21 protein-coding genes and 1 tRNA gene are annotated in these 20277 nt (G+C 41.8%); 5 read left to right on the forward strand and 17 right to left on the reverse strand.

Features of this window, described 5'->3' with window-relative positions; all coding sequences use genetic code 11:
- The 4 genes from FDF36_RS08625 to mnmE all read right to left on the reverse strand — a co-directional run bounded on the left by FDF36_RS08625 (position 1) and on the right by mnmE (position 4112).
- A complete protein-coding gene (locus FDF36_RS08625; protein WP_220391055.1) occupies positions 1–303 on the reverse strand; it encodes a helix-turn-helix domain-containing protein in 303 nt (100 codons plus the stop codon).
- 66 nt (positions 304–369) lie between these two features.
- On the reverse strand, positions 370–1476 hold the full coding sequence (locus FDF36_RS08630; RefSeq protein ID WP_220391056.1) for a site-specific integrase: 1107 nt from the start codon (positions 1474–1476) through the stop codon (positions 370–372).
- Positions 1477–1563: 87 nt separating this feature from the next.
- Positions 1564–2466, reverse strand: a complete 903-nt coding sequence (locus FDF36_RS08635) for a helix-turn-helix domain-containing protein (RefSeq protein ID WP_220391057.1) — start codon at positions 2464–2466, stop codon at positions 1564–1566.
- 248 nt (positions 2467–2714) lie between these two features.
- Positions 2715–4112, reverse strand: coding sequence for a tRNA uridine-5-carboxymethylaminomethyl(34) synthesis GTPase MnmE (gene mnmE, locus FDF36_RS08640; protein ID WP_220391058.1), 1398 nt, complete (start codon positions 4110–4112; stop codon positions 2715–2717).
- Positions 4113–4233: 121 nt separating this feature from the next.
- Between mnmE and FDF36_RS08645 the strand changes: the two genes are divergently transcribed.
- The gene (locus FDF36_RS08645) at positions 4234–6141 is read left to right on the forward strand and encodes a PAS domain-containing hybrid sensor histidine kinase/response regulator (protein WP_220391059.1); all 1908 of its coding nucleotides are present in this window, start codon (positions 4234–4236) and stop codon (positions 6139–6141) included.
- Between the two features lie 90 nt (positions 6142–6231).
- Positions 6232–6882, forward strand: coding sequence for an NAD(P)-dependent oxidoreductase (locus FDF36_RS08650; RefSeq protein WP_135186877.1), 651 nt, complete (start codon positions 6232–6234; stop codon positions 6880–6882).
- Here FDF36_RS08650 and FDF36_RS08655 read toward each other — a convergent pair.
- From FDF36_RS08655 to FDF36_RS08675, 5 genes are all read right to left on the reverse strand, one after another.
- Complete coding sequence (locus FDF36_RS08655) at positions 6866–7393, reverse strand: 3'-5' exonuclease (RefSeq protein ID WP_220391060.1); 528 nt, start codon at positions 7391–7393, stop codon at positions 6866–6868. The genes FDF36_RS08650 and FDF36_RS08655 overlap by 17 nt on opposite strands.
- Positions 7393–8271 (reverse strand): nucleoside phosphorylase, encoded by an 879-nt coding sequence (locus FDF36_RS08660; protein ID WP_220391061.1) that lies wholly within the window; start codon positions 8269–8271, stop codon positions 7393–7395. The genes FDF36_RS08655 and FDF36_RS08660 overlap by 1 nt, the downstream gene beginning before the upstream one ends.
- 127 nt (positions 8272–8398) lie before the next feature.
- Complete coding sequence (gene floA / locus FDF36_RS08665) at positions 8399–9400, reverse strand: flotillin-like protein FloA (RefSeq protein ID WP_005785715.1); 1002 nt, start codon at positions 9398–9400, stop codon at positions 8399–8401.
- A 25-nt stretch (positions 9401–9425) separates the two neighbouring features.
- Entirely contained in the window at positions 9426–9896 is a 471-nt protein-coding gene (locus tag FDF36_RS08670; RefSeq protein ID WP_005785717.1) for an NfeD family protein, read from the reverse strand.
- Between the two features lie 6 nt (positions 9897–9902).
- Positions 9903–11330, reverse strand: a complete 1428-nt coding sequence (locus FDF36_RS08675) for a tetratricopeptide repeat protein (protein ID WP_220391062.1) — start codon at positions 11328–11330, stop codon at positions 9903–9905.
- Positions 11331–11471: 141 nt separating this feature from the next.
- On the opposite strand from FDF36_RS08675, the gene FDF36_RS08680 reads away from it, so the two are divergent.
- Positions 11472–12221 (forward strand): PP-loop family protein, encoded by a 750-nt coding sequence (locus FDF36_RS08680; RefSeq protein ID WP_220391063.1) that lies wholly within the window; start codon positions 11472–11474, stop codon positions 12219–12221.
- A gap of 13 nt (positions 12222–12234) precedes the next feature.
- Positions 12235–12603 carry a DMT family protein gene (locus FDF36_RS08685; RefSeq protein WP_005785723.1) on the forward strand — a complete coding sequence of 123 codons (369 nt, stop codon included), beginning with the start codon at positions 12235–12237 and terminating at the stop codon, positions 12601–12603.
- 544 nt (positions 12604–13147) lie between these two features.
- On the opposite strand, the gene FDF36_RS08690 is transcribed toward FDF36_RS08685, so the two are convergent.
- The 6 genes from FDF36_RS08690 to FDF36_RS08715 all read right to left on the reverse strand — a co-directional run bounded on the left by FDF36_RS08690 (position 13148) and on the right by FDF36_RS08715 (position 17617).
- On the reverse strand, positions 13148–14164 hold the full coding sequence (locus FDF36_RS08690) for an FAD:protein FMN transferase (protein ID WP_220391064.1): 1017 nt from the start codon (positions 14162–14164) through the stop codon (positions 13148–13150).
- Positions 14165–14235: 71 nt separating this feature from the next.
- Positions 14236–14820, reverse strand: coding sequence for a manganese efflux pump MntP (locus FDF36_RS08695; protein ID WP_008768073.1), 585 nt, complete (start codon positions 14818–14820; stop codon positions 14236–14238).
- A gap of 4 nt (positions 14821–14824) precedes the next feature.
- A complete protein-coding gene (locus FDF36_RS08700; protein ID WP_220391065.1) occupies positions 14825–15580 on the reverse strand; it encodes a DUF6048 family protein in 756 nt (251 codons plus the stop codon).
- A complete protein-coding gene (locus FDF36_RS08705; protein WP_220391066.1) occupies positions 15537–16064 on the reverse strand; it encodes a DUF6452 family protein in 528 nt (175 codons plus the stop codon). The genes FDF36_RS08700 and FDF36_RS08705 overlap by 44 nt, the downstream gene beginning before the upstream one ends.
- A 24-nt stretch (positions 16065–16088) precedes the next feature.
- Positions 16089–17042 (reverse strand): glycosyltransferase family 2 protein, encoded by a 954-nt coding sequence (locus FDF36_RS08710; RefSeq protein WP_220391067.1) that lies wholly within the window; start codon positions 17040–17042, stop codon positions 16089–16091.
- Positions 17043–17068: 26 nt separating this feature from the next.
- Complete coding sequence (locus FDF36_RS08715) at positions 17069–17617, reverse strand: DUF4199 domain-containing protein (protein ID WP_011202309.1); 549 nt, start codon at positions 17615–17617, stop codon at positions 17069–17071.
- 307 nt (positions 17618–17924) lie between these two features.
- On the opposite strand from FDF36_RS08715, the gene FDF36_RS08720 reads away from it, so the two are divergent.
- A tRNA-Thr gene (locus FDF36_RS08720) sits at positions 17925–17998 on the forward strand.
- Between the two features lie 172 nt (positions 17999–18170).
- On the opposite strand, the gene eno is transcribed toward FDF36_RS08720, so the two are convergent.
- A complete protein-coding gene (gene eno, locus FDF36_RS08725; protein ID WP_005775910.1) occupies positions 18171–19460 on the reverse strand; it encodes a phosphopyruvate hydratase in 1290 nt (429 codons plus the stop codon).
- 148 nt (positions 19461–19608) lie between these two features.
- Positions 19609–20274, reverse strand: a complete 666-nt coding sequence (locus tag FDF36_RS08730; protein ID WP_220391068.1) for a pentapeptide repeat-containing protein — start codon at positions 20272–20274, stop codon at positions 19609–19611.
- Between the last annotated feature and the right edge of the window lie 3 nt (positions 20275–20277).

Raw genomic sequence — 20277 nt, forward strand, 5'->3', positions numbered from 1 at the left:
CTATTTTTTTGAAGCTCGTTCTTTTACGGTTAATTTAGCGTCCTGCAATCTACGACCAAGTTCATCATCTTTTGCGACTAATAAAATATCCTTGTCTAATCCGAGGACTGCTAACACACGAAAATAATACCCGATAGCGACACCCTCGTCTCCTTTTTCTATCTTGATAAGAGTGTTTCGTGATATTCCGGCACGCTCTGCAACCTGTTCAGAAGAGAGGTCACGGCGGAGGCGTGCATATTTGATATTTTCTCCTAAGGTTGTCAGCGTTCGCTGTTGACTGGGTAATAAAGCTCTTTTCATGATGATAATGTATCTGATAATGCGCAAATATAATGAATATTGTTCATGATTGCAAACATTATGAATCTATTTCAATGATATCTTATTTGCCGACTCCCGTTTCTTTTCGCTCACCAGTTCCGCATATATTTGCGTAGTCGATACATTCCGATGAGTCAGCATCTTGCTGACGGTGTAAATATCTGTTCCGGCAGCAATTTGAATAGTTGCAAAGCTGTGTCTAAAACAATGGAAAGTGATATGTTTATGTATCTTAGCTTGCTTTAGCCAGTTTTTAAGCGGGTAATTTATCATGCTTCGGCTAAGTTCCTTAAATACTTTCCCCGTTCCAGCCTCTCCACAGAGTTCAAAAGCCTCTTGGCTGATAGGTAGTGTGGCTTCGGTTTTGGTCTTTTGGGTACGGATACGAATGCAATAGCCGTGGTCAGGGGCAATGCCAAAGTCCGACCATTGCAGGTTCATGATATCACTGATACGAAGTCCTGTCAGACAAGAGAAGAGAGAGGCTGCTTTGAGAACAGGAATGTCGCATGGTGTGGCTGCTAACTGTTTCACCTCGTCCAATGTTAGATACTCTTTCTTAACGTCCTGATATTCTATCTTATCCAGAAAGTCGTTGATATTTTCACGAAGCAACTTATCACGATACGCGATTTTTAGCAAACCTCTAAACGTGGAGTAGTAGCCTGCTGCGGAGTTCAGAGATACTTTGTGTTGCGTATGCTTTAGCTGCTTGGCATTCAGCAGATAAGTTCTGAATCGCTTGCATAGATCAACATTCACTTCACCAAACGTGCATTTGCCCTGCACGAAGTTAGAAAAGTGAGCATAAACCACTTTCCATTTCTGATCTTTGTTACGCATCATTTTGGCAAAGTACGCAAGAAAGTCAGCTTTCATCTTGTGTTTATCTAAGAAGCCGAACTCTTCATTGATTAGTGACTGTACCCGGATACAGCGAATAGCTTCTGCCTTGTTCAACATATCGTTGTTGAACTCACGCTCCATTTCATTTTTCGGATGAGCGTAGATATAAATACCGAGATATTCCCTACGGCTCATTTGCATGGTTTCGGGGTTACGAACTGCCGGATAATAATCCAGATAAAGTGAAATCTTGTCGTTACGGATCGCTCTTTGGCGTACTGTAACTTTGGTACATGTGTGTGTCATACAATTGTTATTTAAAAGTTATACATATAAATTTGATCGCAAAGGAAATCAGTGATATAGTGGTGACCACCATCACCCCGAAATAACTTATTCTATTTTTGGAGCTTCAAAAAGCTTATCGAGTTCGGGTCGTGATATCTTGACGTATTTGCCCACTTTTACCCGTGGGATATTGTGATACTTGGCATAATGGTAAAGTTGATCACGTGTAAGGTTGAACTTAGCCATTGCTTCAGCTACCGTATAATATTGCGGTTCATCTGGCTGAGCTATTCCTTTGGCAATATCAAAGTGCTTTTTAGAGTAACTCACCATCACCCCCTCTTTCTTTTTAGGAATCGCATTCTTTGAAGCAAGCGTATAGATGGCAGCCAAACTCATACCGAATTTATCCTGAATCTCCTGCACGCTGTACCACTCAGTAATTCCCGGATCAGCAGCCTTCTTGCCAAAATAATTATCTATATGCTTTTTACTCCAGTAAGTTTTACCCCGATTAAAGGTTCGTGGAATATTATGCTTCTTGGCAACCACAAATATCCACGATTCAACCACATTATATTTCTCTTTTACTTCCGCAGTGGTGTAGAACTCGGTAATAGGGGCTTTTTCTTTTGGCTTGCTTTCTATATCTTGTACTTGTAAGAAGTCAAACATTTGTTCGATGTCGATGCGTCTTACCAAGGTCTTACCATTAAATCGAACAACTTTTATTTGTCCGGTTCTGATATATCTATAAGTAGATGTTCTACCAATACCGAGTAGTTTTGATACTTCGGTAGGTGTTAAATACTCTTTTTCTAAATCAGGATTCTTTTGAGTTTTCTTGTTAAACTCAATTTGTAGACTTTCGACACGCTGTTTTCTGATTCTGTCTTTGTAGGCACGGTTTGCACACTTGTGAGAACAATATGCCGTAGTTGTCTTACGTGCAGTGAAAATTGTCCCACAACAATCACATTTTTTCTGAATTTCGATTTTACTGCTCATTTTTTTCTCTTGTTATTTCGCCAAAACTGTTTCATTGCGTACCAACACGTACCAGTGCGTACCACAGTGACCACAACCTTGCCGATGGTTTTTACTATGCAAACCACCGAGACCCAAATACGGTACAAAAATGAGCTGAAAAACGAGTATCAACGATAACCATCGTTCATACGAGCAAAAAGAAAGGCGCTCATAATGAACGCCTTATCAATCAATAGTAATTTATGCTAATCGTTGGTAATCATCAATTATTTTCCGATGCAGAAATGCGCAAATATATTTTGCAGCACCATATCATTTGTCACTTCCCCTGCTATATCGGATAAATGGAAAATACATTCGCGTATGTCTTGTGAAAGAAAATCTCCGGAGATATTTGCGTCCAATCCTTCTTGTACCCGGTGAATTGCATCCAGCGCACGTGTTAGTGCTTCGTAATGGCGGACGTTTGTTACAATGACATCATTCTGGGTGACTGTTGGTAAATGAGCGGCTGCTACGAGTTTCTGTTGGAGTTCATCCGTGTGCAAACGTTGTTTCGCAGAAATAAAAATAGATTCTATTTCCGAACCTATATGCTTAGGAAATTGTGAGGCAAGTTCGTTTTTCTGAGTTTCATTTATCAGTTCTACCTTATTAAAGACTAAAATCAATTGTTTGTGTTCACAACGAGGAAGAATCTTATCGGAGAGCAGTGTCAACTGTGAAATTGCGTCAGCCGAATCAATCATCCAAAGTACAATCTCTGCCTGATCGAGTTTTTGAAAAGTCCGTTCGATACCCAGACTTTCGATCGTATCACTGGTCTCCCGGATGCCGGCTGTATCGATAAAACGGAAAGTGATGCCACCTATATTCACAGTATCCTCGATGACATCCCGTGTAGTGCCGTGAATATCGCTTACAATAGCCTTGTCTTCATTCAGCAGGACATTCAGTAGAGTTGATTTTCCTGCATTGGTTTCTCCGATAATAGCTACCGGTACACCATTTTTTATGACATTCCCTACACTGAACGAATTGGCCAGACGTGCAATGACTTCTTCTATCTCGTCAGCCAGTCGGCGTAGGGCGGAACGGTCCGCAAACTCTACATCTTCTTCACTGAAGTCCAGTTCCAGTTCAATCATTGAGGTGAAGTTCAGCAGTTTCTCACGTAGAGCTGTCAATTCTTTGCTAAAGCCACCGCGCATTTGGCTCAAGGCAAGACGGTGGGTAGCAGCAGAGGAAGATGCAATCAGGTCGGCAACGGCTTCAGCCTGACTTAAATCCATTTTACCATTAAGAAACGCTCGTTGAGTATATTCTCCCGGTTGTGCCATGCGACACCCGTTCTTAATCAGTAGTTGCATCACTTGTTGTAAAATATAAGATGATCCGTGACAGGTAATTTCAGTACTGTCTTCCCCTGTATAAGAGTGTGGAGCCCGGAAGAGACTGACAAGAACTTCATCTATCATTTCTTCTCTGTTATAAATTCGGCCGAAAGTAAGCGTATAAGGCTTTTGTTCACTCAGTAGCTTTCCGGGTTTAGCCGGAGTAAAAATACGGCTGGTGATGGTAATAGCTTCAGGTCCGGAAACACGAATGCTTCCGATGGCTCCTCCTTGAGCGGTTGCTATGGCGCAAATTGTGTCTTGATTCATTATCTAATTCATTTTGAGAAGCAAAGATAGAGCTTTCTTGGTAAAAAACAGAGCAAACAGATAGAAGTTATACTTTATTATTTTATCTTTGTTCGCATACAGCAAGACAAACTTTATAGCTATGGAACACACACTGGATTCATTCCCGGATACCGGAGACCTTGAGAATTTGAAAGATAATTATCAGAAAATCACTTCTGTCCTGGCAGGACATCAGATTGCATTTTGGGAATATGACATTCCTACAGGAAAGTGCAATTTCACAGATGAATATTTCCGTATTTTAGGGCTGAAGGAGGCCGGAATCATATTCAGAGATATTAATGACTTTTATAGGTTTGCCCATCCGGAGGATGTTATCTCTTATCAAACGACTTTTGCGCGGATGCTTGAGTCGGAAACAAAAATCTCCCAAATTGTGGTACGTTGTGTAGGGAGGCAAGGAGAAACAATTTGGCTTGAAGATAATTTTATTGCTTATAAGAAGAATAAGGAGAATGGCTCTGATAAAATTATAGCATATACTGCCAATATCACTTCACGTTGTGAAAAAGAAGCCCAGATCAGGCAGCTTGAGGAACGAAACCGGAAAATTATTGAAGCACTACCGGAGTTCATATTTATTTTTGATGACAATTTTTTTATTACGGATGTATTGATGGCACCCGATACAGAGTTGTTGCATCCGGTGGAAGTGTTGAAAGGAGCAGATGGGCGATCTATTTATTCTTCTGAGGTCAGTGACTTGTTTATTAGCAGTATTCATGAATGCCTAAAAAGTGGGAAGTTAAAAGAAATAGAGTATCCTGTGGATGTCGAAGCCGGCAGACATTTTTTTCAGGCACGCATTGCTCCGTTTGAGGGGAATAAAGTATTAGCTCTGATTCATGATATTGGTGATCGGATACGACGTTCGCAAGAATTGCTCGATGCTAAACGACGGGCAGAAGAGGCGGATCGGATGAAATCGCTGTTCTTGGCTAATATGAGCCATGAGATACGTACTCCTTTAAATGCTATTGTAGGCTTTTCGGAAATTATAGCTTTGACTGAGGATGAAAAGGAGAAAGAAGAGTATTTAGGGATCATTCAGCAGAATAGTAATCTACTGTTACAACTGATTAATGATATTCTCGATTTGTCACGAATAGAGTCAGGTAAGTCGGAAATGCATTGTCAGTTGATGGAAATGAGCGGATTGGTGGATGAAGTGGATAAGGTACATCGTCTTAAAATGAAGAAAGGAGTCGAGCTGAATGTGATTCGTCCATCAGAGGAAATTTGGATTTCGACAGATAGGAATCGTGTGACGCAGGTATTGTTCAATTTCTTGTCGAATGCAATTAAAAATACAATTGAGGGTAGCATTACTTTCGGACTTGTAAAAGAGGAAGAATGGGTTAAACTTTATGTAACAGATACCGGTTGCGGTATTTCCAAAGAGAAATTACCTTTGATATTTACCCGTTTTGAGAAGTTGAATGATTTTGTACAAGGAACAGGACTGGGATTACCTATCTGTAAGAGTATTGTAGAGCGGTTGGGCGGTCGGATCGAGGTGGAATCCGAGTTTGGGAAGGGTAGCACTTTCACTCTTTATCTGCCCAATAGGCAAGAGCAAAAAGTTACGGTTGGTGAAAGAGGAAATGCAACCGTCACTGTGGGATTGAGCAACCGGCAGAAGAAGATACTGATTGCGGAAGATGTGGAGTCCAGTTATCTGCAGATTAATGCCTTTCTGAAGAAAGAATATACGATTCTTTGGGTGCCTAATGGAGAAGAAGCTGTAAAAAGTTTCATACGTGAGAAGCCCGACTTGATTTTGATGGATATCCGAATGCCGGTGATGAATGGCATTCAGGCAACAGCAAAGATTCGTGCTATCTCACAAGAGATACCGATTATAGCAGTTACAGCATATGCATTTTGTCCGGAAGGAGAGCGAGCTCTTGAAGCAGGGTGTAACGAAGTGATTGCAAAACCATATCCTTTGGAGAAACTGAAAGAAACTATCGAAACTTATTTATAGGAGGGAGAGATAGTCGGTTTTTCAATGCAACAATTTATGATATAGTATGTTATGTAGTAAATAAATAATGCTATAAAGATAAATTGGATTATGAAGAAAGTAGTACTAATCGGAGCCAGCGGCTTCGTGGGTTCGGCTATTCTGAATGAAGCTTTGAACCGTGGATTCCATGTGACGGCGGTAGTCCGTCATCCTGAAAAGATCAAGATAGAGAATGAAAATCTGGAAGTGAAGAGAGCTGATGTTTCTTCATTGGATGAAGTCTGTAAGGTTTGTAAAGGTGCTGAGGCCGTGATCAGTGCTTTCAACCCGGGGTGGAATAATCCCGATATATACAAGGAAACCATTGAGGTTTATCTGACGATTATCGATGGTGTAAAAAAGGCTGGAGTTAATCGTTTTTTGATGGTGGGTGGTGCCGGTTCACTGTTTATTGCTCCCGGCATCCGACTGGTCGATTCGGGAGAAGTTCCCGAAAAGATATTGCCTGGTGTGAGAGCCTTGAGTGATTTTTATCTTGATTTTCTGAAGAAAGAAAAAGAGGTTGACTGGGTTTTCTTCTCGCCGGCGGCAGATATGGCTCCTGGAGTACGTACAGGCAGATATCGCCTGGGGAAAGATGAGATGATTGTGGATATGGTAGGTAACAGTCATATATCTGTGGAAGATTATGCGGCTGCCATGATTGATGAGCTTGAGAAGCCGGAGCATCATCAGGAGCGCTTCACCATAGGGTACTGAGCGGACGGTATTTCTCAAGGAAATTGAGATATAGCTTTGCACATCCCCGGGCGTCGGAAAGGGCTTCATGGTGCTTAAGTTCAATTCCCTCCCGTTCGCAGCAAGCATTTAGATTGACCGGCTTATATCCCAAAGAACGATAGATGCGGCAGGTACATTCCCAACGTTCCGGAAGCGATAACTCGTCATAATCCAGTCCGTACATCCGCATGGTATTCTTCAGTACATTGCGGTCGAATTGTTCATTGTGCGCAACTACTACGTTGCCTTGTAAACGCTTTTTGACTTCGGGATAGATGGCATGAAATCCCGGGAGTGACTCTGTCATTCCCGGGGTTATTCCATGTACAAGGATATTTGCACGCCAATATTCATTCTCCGGTGGTTGAATCAGGCTGTAATATTCGTCTGTAATCTCTCCGTCTGTGACGGTAACGATACCTACCGCACAAGCACTTTCCATGTATCCTGTGGCGGTTTCAAAGTCAATGGCGGCAAATGATAGATTCATCAGATTCGATCGAGAACTGTTTTAATTAATGTATCGATGGTATTCTTATAGCCTGTGTTCGCTTCTTTGATCAAGCGGTTAGCTATAACCATACAAACGGTCATGGCTTTGTGTCCCATCAGCTTGCTGAGGCCGGCAAGGGCGGAACTCTCCATTTCAAAGTTAGTTATCTTGTAACCTTTATATTCAAACTTTTCGATTTTATCATTCTGCTTGGGGTCCGCCAAGGGAACACGGAGTTCGCGTCCTTGTGGTCCGAAGAAACCACCGGCTGCAATAGTAACACCACGCACCATATCTTCTTGGGCAATACGGTCTATTAATTCTGCATTGGCATCAATAACATAAGGTGCGGGAGCACACATGTTACCGGACCAGCCCATGTGATTCAGAAATGCCCGTTCAAAGGGAAGATCACAAACAGCATTGCGTCCGGCATAGAAGTTCAGCAGTCCGTCAAAACCGATTGATTTTTCGGAACAGACAAATGTGCCGACCGGTGTGTTGGGTTGCAGTCCTCCGCATGTACCGATGCGAACTAACTCTAAAGAGCGGAGATGCTCTTTTTCTTCCCGAGTCTGAAAGTCGATATTGGCCAAAGCATCCAGTTCATTGACCACAATGTCGATATTGTCACAACCGATACCGGTAGAAACGACAGTTATCCGCTTGCCTTTGTAAGTTCCGGTAATTGTTTTAAATTCGCGGCTTTCCACTTCACATTCTTTATTTTCGAAGTGAGAAGCTACGAGTGCCACCCGTCCGGGATCACCTACCAATATTACTTTGTCTGCCAACCATTCCGGCTTTACATGCAAATGGAACACCGAACCGTCTTCGTTGATAATTAATTCGGAGGAAGGAAAATACTTTTTCATGCTATTGAAAGGTTTTAGTTTAATAAATAAGAGTTCACCACAAACTACATAGATTAACCGCTTGTTTCCCGAGATTGTTCTCTCCGGCGGTTGTACTGCTCTCTGTTGTTTGTGGTGAATACTTTCTCTAATCGCTCAACGGTTTACTGGTAGCTCCACCGATAGGTTTAGCTATGTTTTCACGCATTGATGTATCAGCTTGAATATTTTTCATTTTATAATAATCCATAATACCGAGATTTCCACTGCGGAAAGCTTCAGCCATGGCCTTCGGAACTTCCGCTTCTGCCTGAATTACATTAGCACGGGCCTCTTCCGCTTTGGCTTTCATTTCTTGTTCGGTAGCCACAGCCATTGCGCGGCGTTCTTCTGCTTTGGCCTGCGCGATATTCTTGTCGGCATTTGCCTGGTCTATTTGCAGGGCGGCACCAATATTCTTACCTATATCAATGTCAGCGATATCAATAGAGAGAATTTCAAATGCAGTACCGGCATCGAGTCCTTTTCGCAGCACCAGTTTTGAGATGGAATCAGGATTCTCAAGTACTGACTTATGATTTTCTGAGGAACCGATTGACGAAACGATACCTTCACCTACACGTGCCAGGATTGTATCTTCACCGGCACCACCCACCAATTGGCGAATATTGGCACGTACCGTCACACGTGCTTTGGCTATCAGCTGGATACCGTCTTTCGCAACAGCCGTTACGGGTGGTGTGTCGATAACTTTAGGATTAACCGACATCTGCACGGCTTCGAAGACATCGCGACCTGCAAGATCAATTGCGGTAGCCATTTGGAATGGAAGTTCGATATTGGCCTTCGATGCAGATACCAATGCATGAACTACCCGTTCTACGTGTCCGCCTGCCAGATAGTGTGCTTCAAGTTCATCACGGGTGATGTTGCTCAGACCTGCTTTATGTGCTTCAATCATACCCGGTACGATGATGTATGGCGGAACATTACGGATACGCATCAGAAAAAGTTGTACCAAAGAGATATTAACTCCTGATACTTTGGCTGATAGCCATAGGAAAAAAGGTACATAATGAAAGAAAAGAACCAGGAAGATAATACCTCCCGCTATCAAGAAGATAGTCAGATACATAGGTTCGACATTCATAATTGTGCTTGATTTTAAGTGAATATTAGGATTTTAATTTTTCGACAAAGATTATTCCATCAGTGATCCGATTGACTACAATCGGAGTTTTTTCATTCAGTAATCCGTCCATTGACTTGACCTCTATGATATTGCCATTGATTTCAGCATTGCCAATTTGAGCCAGTCGGGTAATCGTGATACCTGTATCGCCAACTTTTACTTTTTCGGCAGCGCTTCGGTCTATTTTGGATGTTATGTCTTTCTTCAATGCCAATTTATCCAGGGTTTTCGACCGCATGAACCAGACAAGCGAGCCGATACAGGCAATTCCCGATATAATGAGTGTTATAAACCCTGCACCTGTTCCCAGGTTAGCAAAAGCATAATAGTTTGCATAGATAATGCAGACCAAAGCTGAAATACCGGCGAGGCTGATACCCGGGATTACGAACAGTTCGACTAAAAAGAGTATTACTGCGGCAGCTATCAGTGCAATGATGATCAGTACATCCATAGTTTGTTATTTTAAATTTTGTTTTTCTGCGTTCCGGACTTCAATCGCCTGTTTATCCAACTCTTCTGACATCTGAAGTACCCTTTTCTCAAGATCGCGGATAGCCGGTGCCATTTTACTTTGTTCGTCTTTATTAGACCGTGCGAACCCTTCACGCTGGTTCTTCAGTTTACCGGTTTGCTGGCGGTAATCTTTTTCCATCTGTTCATATTTCAGGTACAGTTGTTTGGCTTTTGGAGACTTGAAATCCGTCAAGTGGTGATAAGTAGAGTTGTCATCAATGACAAATTCAAAATCGAAGTTTTGCTCTACAGCCGGTTTATGGTTGATAACCGCTTCAAGTCGTTGACGAGCGTCATCCACTATTTTAGAGTCTTTCCAAGTGCTCTCCAGGGAGTGGAGCTGGGCTAATCCAATCATTTTCTCCGGTTCCATAGCTTCGTAGTTGTAAGTTCGTTTGGAATCATTGGGTACGAATACGTAGATACAAACTTTATCTTCAGGTTGATGCCGGTCAGAAGCAAACCATCCTAAATTATTATATTCATCAATGACATACATGTAGTCGTTATAAGGTGAGTTGAAAGGCATACCCACGTTTTCCGGTACCAGATAGGTATCAGTGTTTGTGTTATATCGGGTTACAAAAATGTCATATCCTCCCATGGAGCCATCACCATCCGAGGCATAATAAATGGTCACTCCATCCGACAGTACATACGGATAATTGGCATTTCCGGAGGCGTTGATGCTTCCCGGAAGTGGTTTCCCCTGGCTCCACTCGTCCAGCATCTTGGTTTTAGAAAGAATATTCAGACTCTCTTCTCCCTGCTCGCTGTAGTAAATACGGTTTCCGATTTCTGTTTCGTAAACCGTTCCCGGATGATAGCCTTTCGTCTTGAAATAGTCATTGTAAGTGAAGAGCTTTCCGGACTCTTCACTGATTTTATAAGCTTTGAGGAAATTGGCTTTGTCTATTACAAAACTGTCAATAACACATACGTCTTCCACCCCTTTCAGCATGCGAAGATTTCCTTTAGCCTTTTCTAAAAGTTGCTCGGCTTCTTCTGTCGGCTTTTTGCGTTTAGACAAGTCTGCAATGTATTCTTCGTAGCAATCTACTGCATCTTGAAAGCGGTATAAATCATTATAAGTCTGAGCCAGATATAGCTGTCCGCTCGGAATGCGTTTTTTTACTGCCGTCTCCAGGTATTTTAGGGCCTCGGCAGCATTACCTGTTTTAAGGCAACACACGCCGTACCATAGGTTGTAATTACCGTTTGCCGGTTGCGATTTGACATATTTTTGAAAAACAGGTTTGGCTTCAGCGTATTGCCCTCTGCCATACATGCCCCTTGCTTGTTCCAAAGTTTGTGCCGATAGGCTTGGCAGGAGAAAGCATAATATAAAGAATACGATATTTTTTTTCTTCATAAATGGTCTTGGGTTATTATTCAGAAGTTCAAAAATACAAATTAATTGGAAATAAACCTTTTTTCTCCTCTTTCTATTATGTTAATTCTTCTTTAAATCATTCTTTTCTCTTACTTTTGCAACCGATTTTTCAAAAAAGTTATGGCACAGTTTACGAAAGAAGAGAAAACCATTCGGCGTATCGAAAAGCGTTTTAACAAAGGTATGGTTCAATATGGATTGATTGAAGAGGGTGACAAAGTGCTTGTCGGCCTTTCAGGAGGAAAAGATTCTCTGGCATTAGTCGAATTGCTGGGTAAACGTTCGCATATTTTCAAACCTCGTTTTTCGGTGGTGGCTGTACATGTGGTTATGAAGAATATTCCATACCAGAGTGATTGGGATTACCTCCGTGAACATGCTGAGAAGAATGGTGTTCCTTTAGTTGTTTACGAGACTTCTTTCGATCCTTCTACCGATACGCGTAAATCACCTTGTTTTCTCTGTTCATGGAACCGGAGGAAAGCTCTGTTTACTGTTGCTAAAGAGCAGGGTTGCAATAAAATAGCCCTTGGACACCATATGGACGATATTTTGGAAACTTTATTAATGAACATTACCTATCAGGGTGCATTCAGCACAATGCCACCACGTTTGGTAATGAACAAATTTGATATGACCATTATTCGTCCGATGTGCCTGGTGCATGAAGCGGATTTGTTGGAGTTGGCGCAAATACGGGGATATCGCAAACAAGTGAAAAATTGTCCTTATGAATCCCAATCGAGCCGTAGCGATATGAAGGGGATACTCCGACAATTGGAAAAGATGAATCCGGAGGCTCGGTACAGTCTGTGGGGGAGCATGACAAATGTACAGGAAGAATTGTTACCCAAAGAAGTGGAGTTTTAATTTTGAATAAAATATGAAAGGTATTTATGCTATTTCGCTGTTGGTCGTTTCCAATATTTTTATGACATTTGCCTGGTACGGGCATTTGAAACTACAGGAAACAAAAATAATCAGTAATTGGCCTTTGTATGGCGTGGTTTTGTTTTCATGGGTGATTGCGTTGGCCGAGTATTCTTGTCAGGTTCCTGCCAACCGGCTGGGGTTCAGCGGAAACGGAGGACCGTTTTCATTGATGCAACTCAAAATTATCCAAGAGGTGATCACACTGATTATATTTACCGTTTTTTCTACCTTATTATTTAAAGGGGAGTCACTGCATTGGAATCATGTGGCAGCTTTTGTCTGCTTGATAGCAGCGGTATATTTCGTGTTTATGAGGTAGGCGGTTTGTGCCGGTATGGGGTGTCAAAAGCATTTTTAGCCCTCTCATACGAAAAATGCATTCCGATCTTCCATCTTCCACCTTTTAGGACGTATGTTGTTGATTACAAGATATCTGTCCCGGTGGAAGATGCAGTTTTTATGCCATTTATCTTCCACCTTCATCTTCCATCTTCCACCCTCGATTTGGTAGGTCTGATTCAGGGTATAGGTTTGATATGCAGATAGATGTATCTGTTATCCTATCCGTTTATACCATTTAAAGCAGTTTGTTTTTCTTAGTATCTTTAGTGAAAATGGTAGGGAGCTTATCTTGGCCCGCATGCCCGGGCTGATGAGCCCGCATACCCGGGCTGATGGGCCCGCATACCTGGGCTCGTGGGCCCGTGTACCCGGGCTGAGATAAAGATGCCTTAAAAAGAGGTAATGTGTTTATTGATAATGCGTTATGCTTGCTTCAGAATCAACTTGCTTTCTTGGTAATTTCTGTGCCGGTCATTCTGAATACCTGCTCGCATGGATTCCGTTATGGGAAGCAATTCATGCTATTTGTCAAGATATTGCTCCATGTTCTTTGTAAAATAGCTTTTCAATTCTCCTTTTTCATCACTGTAGATAAAATAAGCACCTATGTTGGAGTGTGATTTTGTAAAAGCTTCCGCTTCATCCAGCCCCATCACCATAAAAGCTGTGGCTAATGCGTCGGCAGTCATACAATCATCGGCAACTACGGTTGCTGAAAGAATATTATGTTGAACCGGATATCCGGTACGTGGGTCGATGGTGTGGGCATACTTTTTGCCATCTTTGTAGTAAAAGTTGCGATAGTTTCCGGAAGTTGCTATACCTACATTGGTCAGTTTTAATGTTGTTTGTATCTCTTGGTTAAGCGACAGGGAATCGTCTACAGGCTTGTTTATACCGATTCTCCATGCTTCCTCTTTGGGATTCACCCCTTTTACCACCAGTTCGCCACCTATATCTACCATATAGTTTTTGATACCTTTACTATCCAAATACCGGGCTACTACATCTACGGAATATCCTTTGGCTACAGCACTACAGCTTAGCATCACCCGAGGGTCTTCTTTGATCACTTTGCCGTTTTCCAGTTTTACTTTTTGGTATCCTGTGATTTGGAGTAGACTATCTATCATGATCGAGTCGGGGAAGGCTCCTTTTTTGAAACCGAATCCCCAGGCATTGGCTAATGGAGCTACTGTGATATCGAAAGCTCCGCGAGTTTCGGCAGAGATTTCCATAGATCGGTTAAAACAGGTTTGGAAGAAAGTGTCTGTGACGATTTCTTCATTACGGTTAACACGGGTAATGACAGACGTATCATTGAATGGAGAAAGTGAACCGTCGAATTTTTTTAATTCGGCATCGATCTCCGCTTTCAGATTGCCGTCATATTGATAGGTAATATTATATACTGTGCCGAATACAAGCCCATTGACACTGTTATAAGGTATTTGTTTATTTCGTTGGGCTAGTATCCAAATTGTTCCCAACAGCAGGATAGCCAGCCAAATGAAGCTTTTTCTTGTTTTCTTTTCCATAATAAGTAAAAAGTAAGTAAGCAACAAATCTGTTTATGATTACACAGCCCTTTGTTGTTTGAGGTTGATAGCTAATTATTAAAAAATAAGTGTTCGATTAATATTTTCGTTCCAATAAGGATCAGTATGATTCCTCCCCATAATTCAGCACGAAGTTTTCTGGCAATGCCGCATCCGAAGCGAATGCCGAAGATTAATCCTATAAGGGACATAAAAAAAGAAACAAATCCGATGATTCCTGCCGGGTAAAGGATAGACGAACAGCTTTTGATACCCAGAAAAGCAAAGGATACTCCTACGGCCAATGCATCAATGCTGGTTGCAACAGCCATTGTCATCACTACTTTCAGGCTTGCAGGGTTAAATCTTTGGCAGCAATCTTCTTCTTTAAAAGATTCTTTGATCATTCGTCCACCCAGAAAGGCCAGAATAGCAAAGGCAATCCAGTGATCAACCGATTCGATAAGGTGACTGAATGTGCTTGCTCCTAACCATCCCAATAAAGGCATTATAGCCTGGAAAAGTCCGAAAAAAAATGCCATGATGAGCATAGGTCGCCATTGGATACGCCTTAAAATAATACCACTTGCAATAGAGACAGCGAGGCAATCCATCGCTAAACCAATTGCAAGTAGCCAGATCTCTAATCCTGTCATGTCGTTAAAATGGTAATTTATAAATCAGTGTATATGTGATACCTATGTTTGAGGAGTCATATTCACCAAAACCCGGCACATACCATGGATTTCCATGTTCGCTGATCGAGGCTGCAGTTTTAAATTTGAAGCGTAAGGTCCATCCCATATAGAAGCTTTTATAGATTTGAACATTGACTCCGGCCACCAACTCAAGCCATTGCATGTTAGATTTCAGTCCGTTGTAACGATAAGGCACGCTTCCTCCCCAAATGCCGTCTATCAATCCGGGATTAGCCATACTGCCGCCATAAATAGGGTCAGAAAAAGGTGTACTTGAGATGTCGTACTTGAAACTGCTAAATCCATAACGTAGCCCTACATACAAATATTCTTTAACGACATTATAGTCAACTCCAACGCGAAAATAAGGAGCGGCGCTTTTATAATGGATACCGGTATCACTCCAGGTATCTGTTTGTCCGAAACCGATTTCTGCTGTAGGAATAAATTTCTTTTTTAAGTTTACTCTCACATTTACTTCAGAACTTAGAAAATCTCCTCCGAGTAGTTTACTGCCCAACCCGAATAAGTCTACACCGACATACGTCCCATTGTAAAAGGGAATCGTATCCACTTTTATCTCCTCTTTAGCTTTCTGCTTGACAGCAGGACGTGCACCGGTGGCCCTTTGCTGTTGTGCTTGAAGCGGAAGGCTGAATACGAGGCACAGCAGGCTAACGATTGTAGCGGTAGAATATTTTGAGATTTTCTGTTCCATTAATGTTAGCTGCATTTGATTTGATATATAGAGAGTCTATGCTATGATATTTCTTTTTATTGGTATCTGTATAATCGATCGGATGAATACTGATGATATTTTGTTTCATACTATATCCGCAATCCATCGACTGAAAATAAGGAGTATTGGTTTGCAGGATAACCATTGTATCTTTTAACAACCGGGTGTAATGAAATACAAGAATAGTCGAGTCACTTGTATAGCGTAGTGGGAGAGCGATATCATGCACCTTTTTCTGGTTATTGATGATTATTGAATCACTCCCGAATGCTGTCACACTCAATGAATCGAGGGTGTCATTTAGTACAGCCTTAGTTTCCGGATTGATGGTATACATTTTTGCATAGACCATCGGGCGTCCGGTCATGGAGCAATCACTCTCTTCCGAGCAAGCCGAAAGGATAGCACCCGTTAACGGATAGGCTACCATCAGGAAGAGTACCAGTTTTATTAATTTTTTCATTGTACAGGTTTCATTAATCGTTCGTTATATTGTTTTTTCTATCTGATAATTATTGCGTTCCGGGGCGTTGCGTGAAATCAGTTCGCCAAGAAATCCTGCCAAAAAGAGTTGTGTTCCAATAATCATGGCAGTCAACGACAGATAGAAATAGGGAGAATCTGTTACCAGCCGATAAGGCATACCGTGATTCATACTATATAATTTACTGGCTCCGACAATAACCACTGAAATAAATCCCAGTATAAACATCAATGAGCCTAATAAGCCGAAAAAGTGCATTGGTTTAATTCCAAACTTTGAGAGGAACCAAAGAGAGATTAAATCGAGATATCCGTTAAAGAAGCGATTCCATCCTCCAAATTTAGTTTTTCCGAATTTACGTGCCTGATGGTGCACCACCTTTTCGCCTATTTTCTGGAATCCGGCATTTTTTGCCAGATACGGGATATAGCGATGCATCTCTCCGTATACTTCGATGTTTTTTACAACAGCTTTGCGATAAGCTTTCAATCCACAATTAAAGTCGTGCAGATTATGAATCCCTGAAACTTTACGTGCTGTGGCATTAAATAGTTTGGTAGGTAGAGTTTTCGACAGCGGGTCGTATCTTTTCTGTTTATAGCCTGAAACCAAGTCATATCCGTCTTCGGTAATCATACGGTATAATTCCGGTATTTCATCGGGACTATCCTGTAGGTCGGCATCCATCGTGATCACCACATTTCCTTCGGCACGTTCAAAACCGCAGTACAGAGCCGGAGATTTTCCGTAATTTCGTCGGAATTTGATCCCTTTCACAGTGGGCGACTGTTTCTGAAGCTCTTCGATAATTTCCCAAGAACGGTCGGTACTACCATCATTTACAAAGATAACTTCGTATGAAAAGCTATTGGCTTTCATCACTCTTTCAATCCAGGAAAAAAGTTCCGGAATGGATTCTTCTTCATTGAACAATGGTACTACAACAGATATATCCATTTTACTTATAAATTAGATATTACAAACTATAGAGGTTGCACCTCCGGTGATTTGGGCTTTCTCATCACAAACAAGGCAGTGGGGACAGCCAATATGCTGCCATAGAACACATTCTGTGACATCAGTTGCATAGTAATGTCTATCGGCGTCAATGTACTGATCATTTCCATCACTTCTTTCAGTTGGCTGATGTACCCTTCTATTCCCGGTACTTCTTTATTGGTCAGTTCGTCAAACATGCCCATGTAAGTGTTTACGATGAAACCATGGTCGATGAACCGGAAATAAATGTAGTGGGCCACTGCCGTAAGGAGTGCCGCAAACATATACATAAAAACGATGAATACCCATGCTTGCAGGAAGCGGATCGAGCCGCCACATACTTTGTCACGATAGGTACGTGCATAATAATATCCCATAAACGGAACTCCTAAAGTAAGCCCGAAAAACAGGAATAAAAGAAACGGAATGGACAATCCCAATGGGAATAGAATGAACTTAAGTATCCAGTATACTCCCATATAGGTGCCAAAATGCATGGCATATTTTTGTAAGTTGCTTCTGCTTTCTGTCATTTTATTAATAAATAGCGCACAAAGGTACAAATAATATTGTTTGGTATGGAATTTATGCCTGTTAAAGTTAATAAAGCTATCCGGTCAGAAAAAAAACATTTTTTTTTTGATTTTAAATCTCTGAAAAGTAGGAGCTTACCGGTAAAGCATGCAAAAAAGTACCGATCCCCTATTGCAGGTTTAATAAAAATACCTACCTTTGCACCCGGGTAAGTCCTATACGGCCAGCTCCCTTCGAATCCTCCAGGGCTTGATCGCAGCAAAGGTAGTTGGTTGTAGCGGCGCGATATAGTAAGCTTACCCACTTGCCTCTTTAGCTCAGTTGGCCAGAGCACGTGATTTGTAATCTCGGGGTCGTTGGTTCGAATCCGACAAGAGGCTCAAAAAAGGAAAAGCATCTCGGTATTGCCGGGGTGCTTTTTTGTTTTTATTTTCCTGATGATTCATGAGAAATGAAAGGGATGACCATAATACCGGTACATCCCTTTTGCGTTTACATTCAATTATTATAAATAACTAACCTTTCATCATGCTATGCTTATCATGATTTTATTTAGCCTTTTACGGTAATTCGTTTGTAACCATATACAGCACGGTCACCCAATTCTTCTTCTATACGGAGCAACTGATTGTACTTCGCCATGCGGTCCGAACGGCTCAACGAACCGGTTTTAATCTGTCCGCTGTTTGTTGCTACGGCAATATCTGCAATGGTTGCATCTTCTGTTTCGCCGGAACGGTGAGAGGTGACTGTCGTATATCCGTGGCGGTGTGCCATTTCAATAGCGTTTAATGTTTCTGTCAGCGAACCTATTTGGTTTACTTTAATCAGAATAGAATTGGCACAACCTTTTTCGATACCTTTTGCCAGGAAATCAACATTAGTAACGAAAAGGTCATCACCTACCAACTGGCAGCGGTCGCCGATACGCTGAGTTAATTTCTTCCAGCCTTCCCAGTCATTTTCACTCATACCGTCTTCGATGGAATCAATCGGATATTCGTTGATAAGTTTCTCCAGATAGTCAATCTGTTCCTCGGCTGTACGTTTTTTACCCTTTTCACCTTCAAACTTGGTGTAATCGTAGATACCGTCATGATAGAATTCGGAAGAAGCGCAGTCCATGCCGATCATTACATCCTTACCCGGTTCATATCCGGCAGCTTTAATAGCGGCAAGGATAGAGTTTAGTGCATCTTCTGTGCCTTCCAGATTCGGAGCGAAGCCTCCTTCATCACCTACAGCTGTACTCAAACCACGGTCTTTTAATACTTTTTTCAAGGCATGGAATACTTCGGCACCCATGCGCAGTCCCTCTTTGAAAGAGTTTGCACCAACCGGGCGAATCATAAATTCTTGAAAGGCGATTGGGGCATCGCTATGTGATCCTCCATTAATGATATTCATCATTGGGACGGGCAAAACATAAGTATTTGTGCCGCCGATATATCTGTAAAGGGGAATATCAAGATAATTGGCAGCTGCTTTGGCTACGGCAAGTGAAACACCCAGGATAGCGTTTGCACCCAGTTTGGCTTTTGTCTTTGTTCCGTCCAGTGCCAGCATAGCATGGTCAATGCCCATTTGGTCGAGGGCTGACATACCAATCAGATGTGGGGCAATGACTTTATTAACGTTCTCTACTGCTTTCTGTACACCCTTACCGCCGTAACGATGTTTATCACCGTCGCGGAGTTCAAGCGCTTCATGCTCACCGGTCGATGCGCCCGACGGAACGGATGCACGTCCCATGATGCCTGATTCCAATACTACGTCTACTTCTACTGTAGGGTTACCTCTTGAGTCGAGAATCTCTCGTCCTGTAATTTTTTCTATTTTCATTGTTTCTCTTGTTTTTTTAGTCTCTGCAAATGTACTCACTTATGGGAAGCGGTAGAATAACTATTAATAGGTATTCCGTGCGGCCTCTTTCCCTATAAATCAGTATTATCGCTTTTATACTATAAAACAAAGAGAGGGGTGGAAAAGTTCAGTCGTCTTCAACCTTGACTCCTAACAGAGGCAGTAAGTCCATTGCCTGTAATGAACTGACTATGGCCCCTTTCAGGTCGGCTATGTTTAGTTGAATGCCTGTTATTCTTGAGCTCCTGAGGTCGATACCTTTTAAAGACGTATGCGAAAAATCTGCTTCAAGCAGTTCACAATTGTCGAAAGCTGCCGGTATTAATTTACTGTCATTGAGGCTGGCGTTTCGAAAATCACAATGGCTGAAACGAACGGTTCGCATTTTCGTCATGGAAAGATTGATATATTGTCCATAACAATGCTCCATCCGGACATGGTTTAGGGTGGCTTCCGGAAAACCTGTTCCTAAGAGCTTGCATGATATAAATTCTACCCGGTAGAAAGTAGTTCCGGCAAAGGACACGTTGGATAAGTCGCAATTTTCAAAACGTATGTCTGTTAATTGGGCTGATTTCAACCGACATTCGTTGAATATTTGTTGTTTGAAAGTACAATTGTTAATACTTAGATAGGGCTTATTTACTTGTCGGACAACTCCCTTAGAGAAATATAAATCAGAAATTTTCTCTTCATCCACCAAAATATCGAGCGGAGTGATGCTTTCGGACTGCTCATTGATGAATGGGGCTATGACTTTAACAGGTTGGACTTTCTTAATTGCTGGTTTCATATA

This window comes from Bacteroides fragilis (assembly GCF_019583405.1).
In the GTDB taxonomy this organism is placed as follows: Bacteria; Bacteroidota; Bacteroidia; order Bacteroidales; family Bacteroidaceae; genus Bacteroides; species Bacteroides fragilis_B.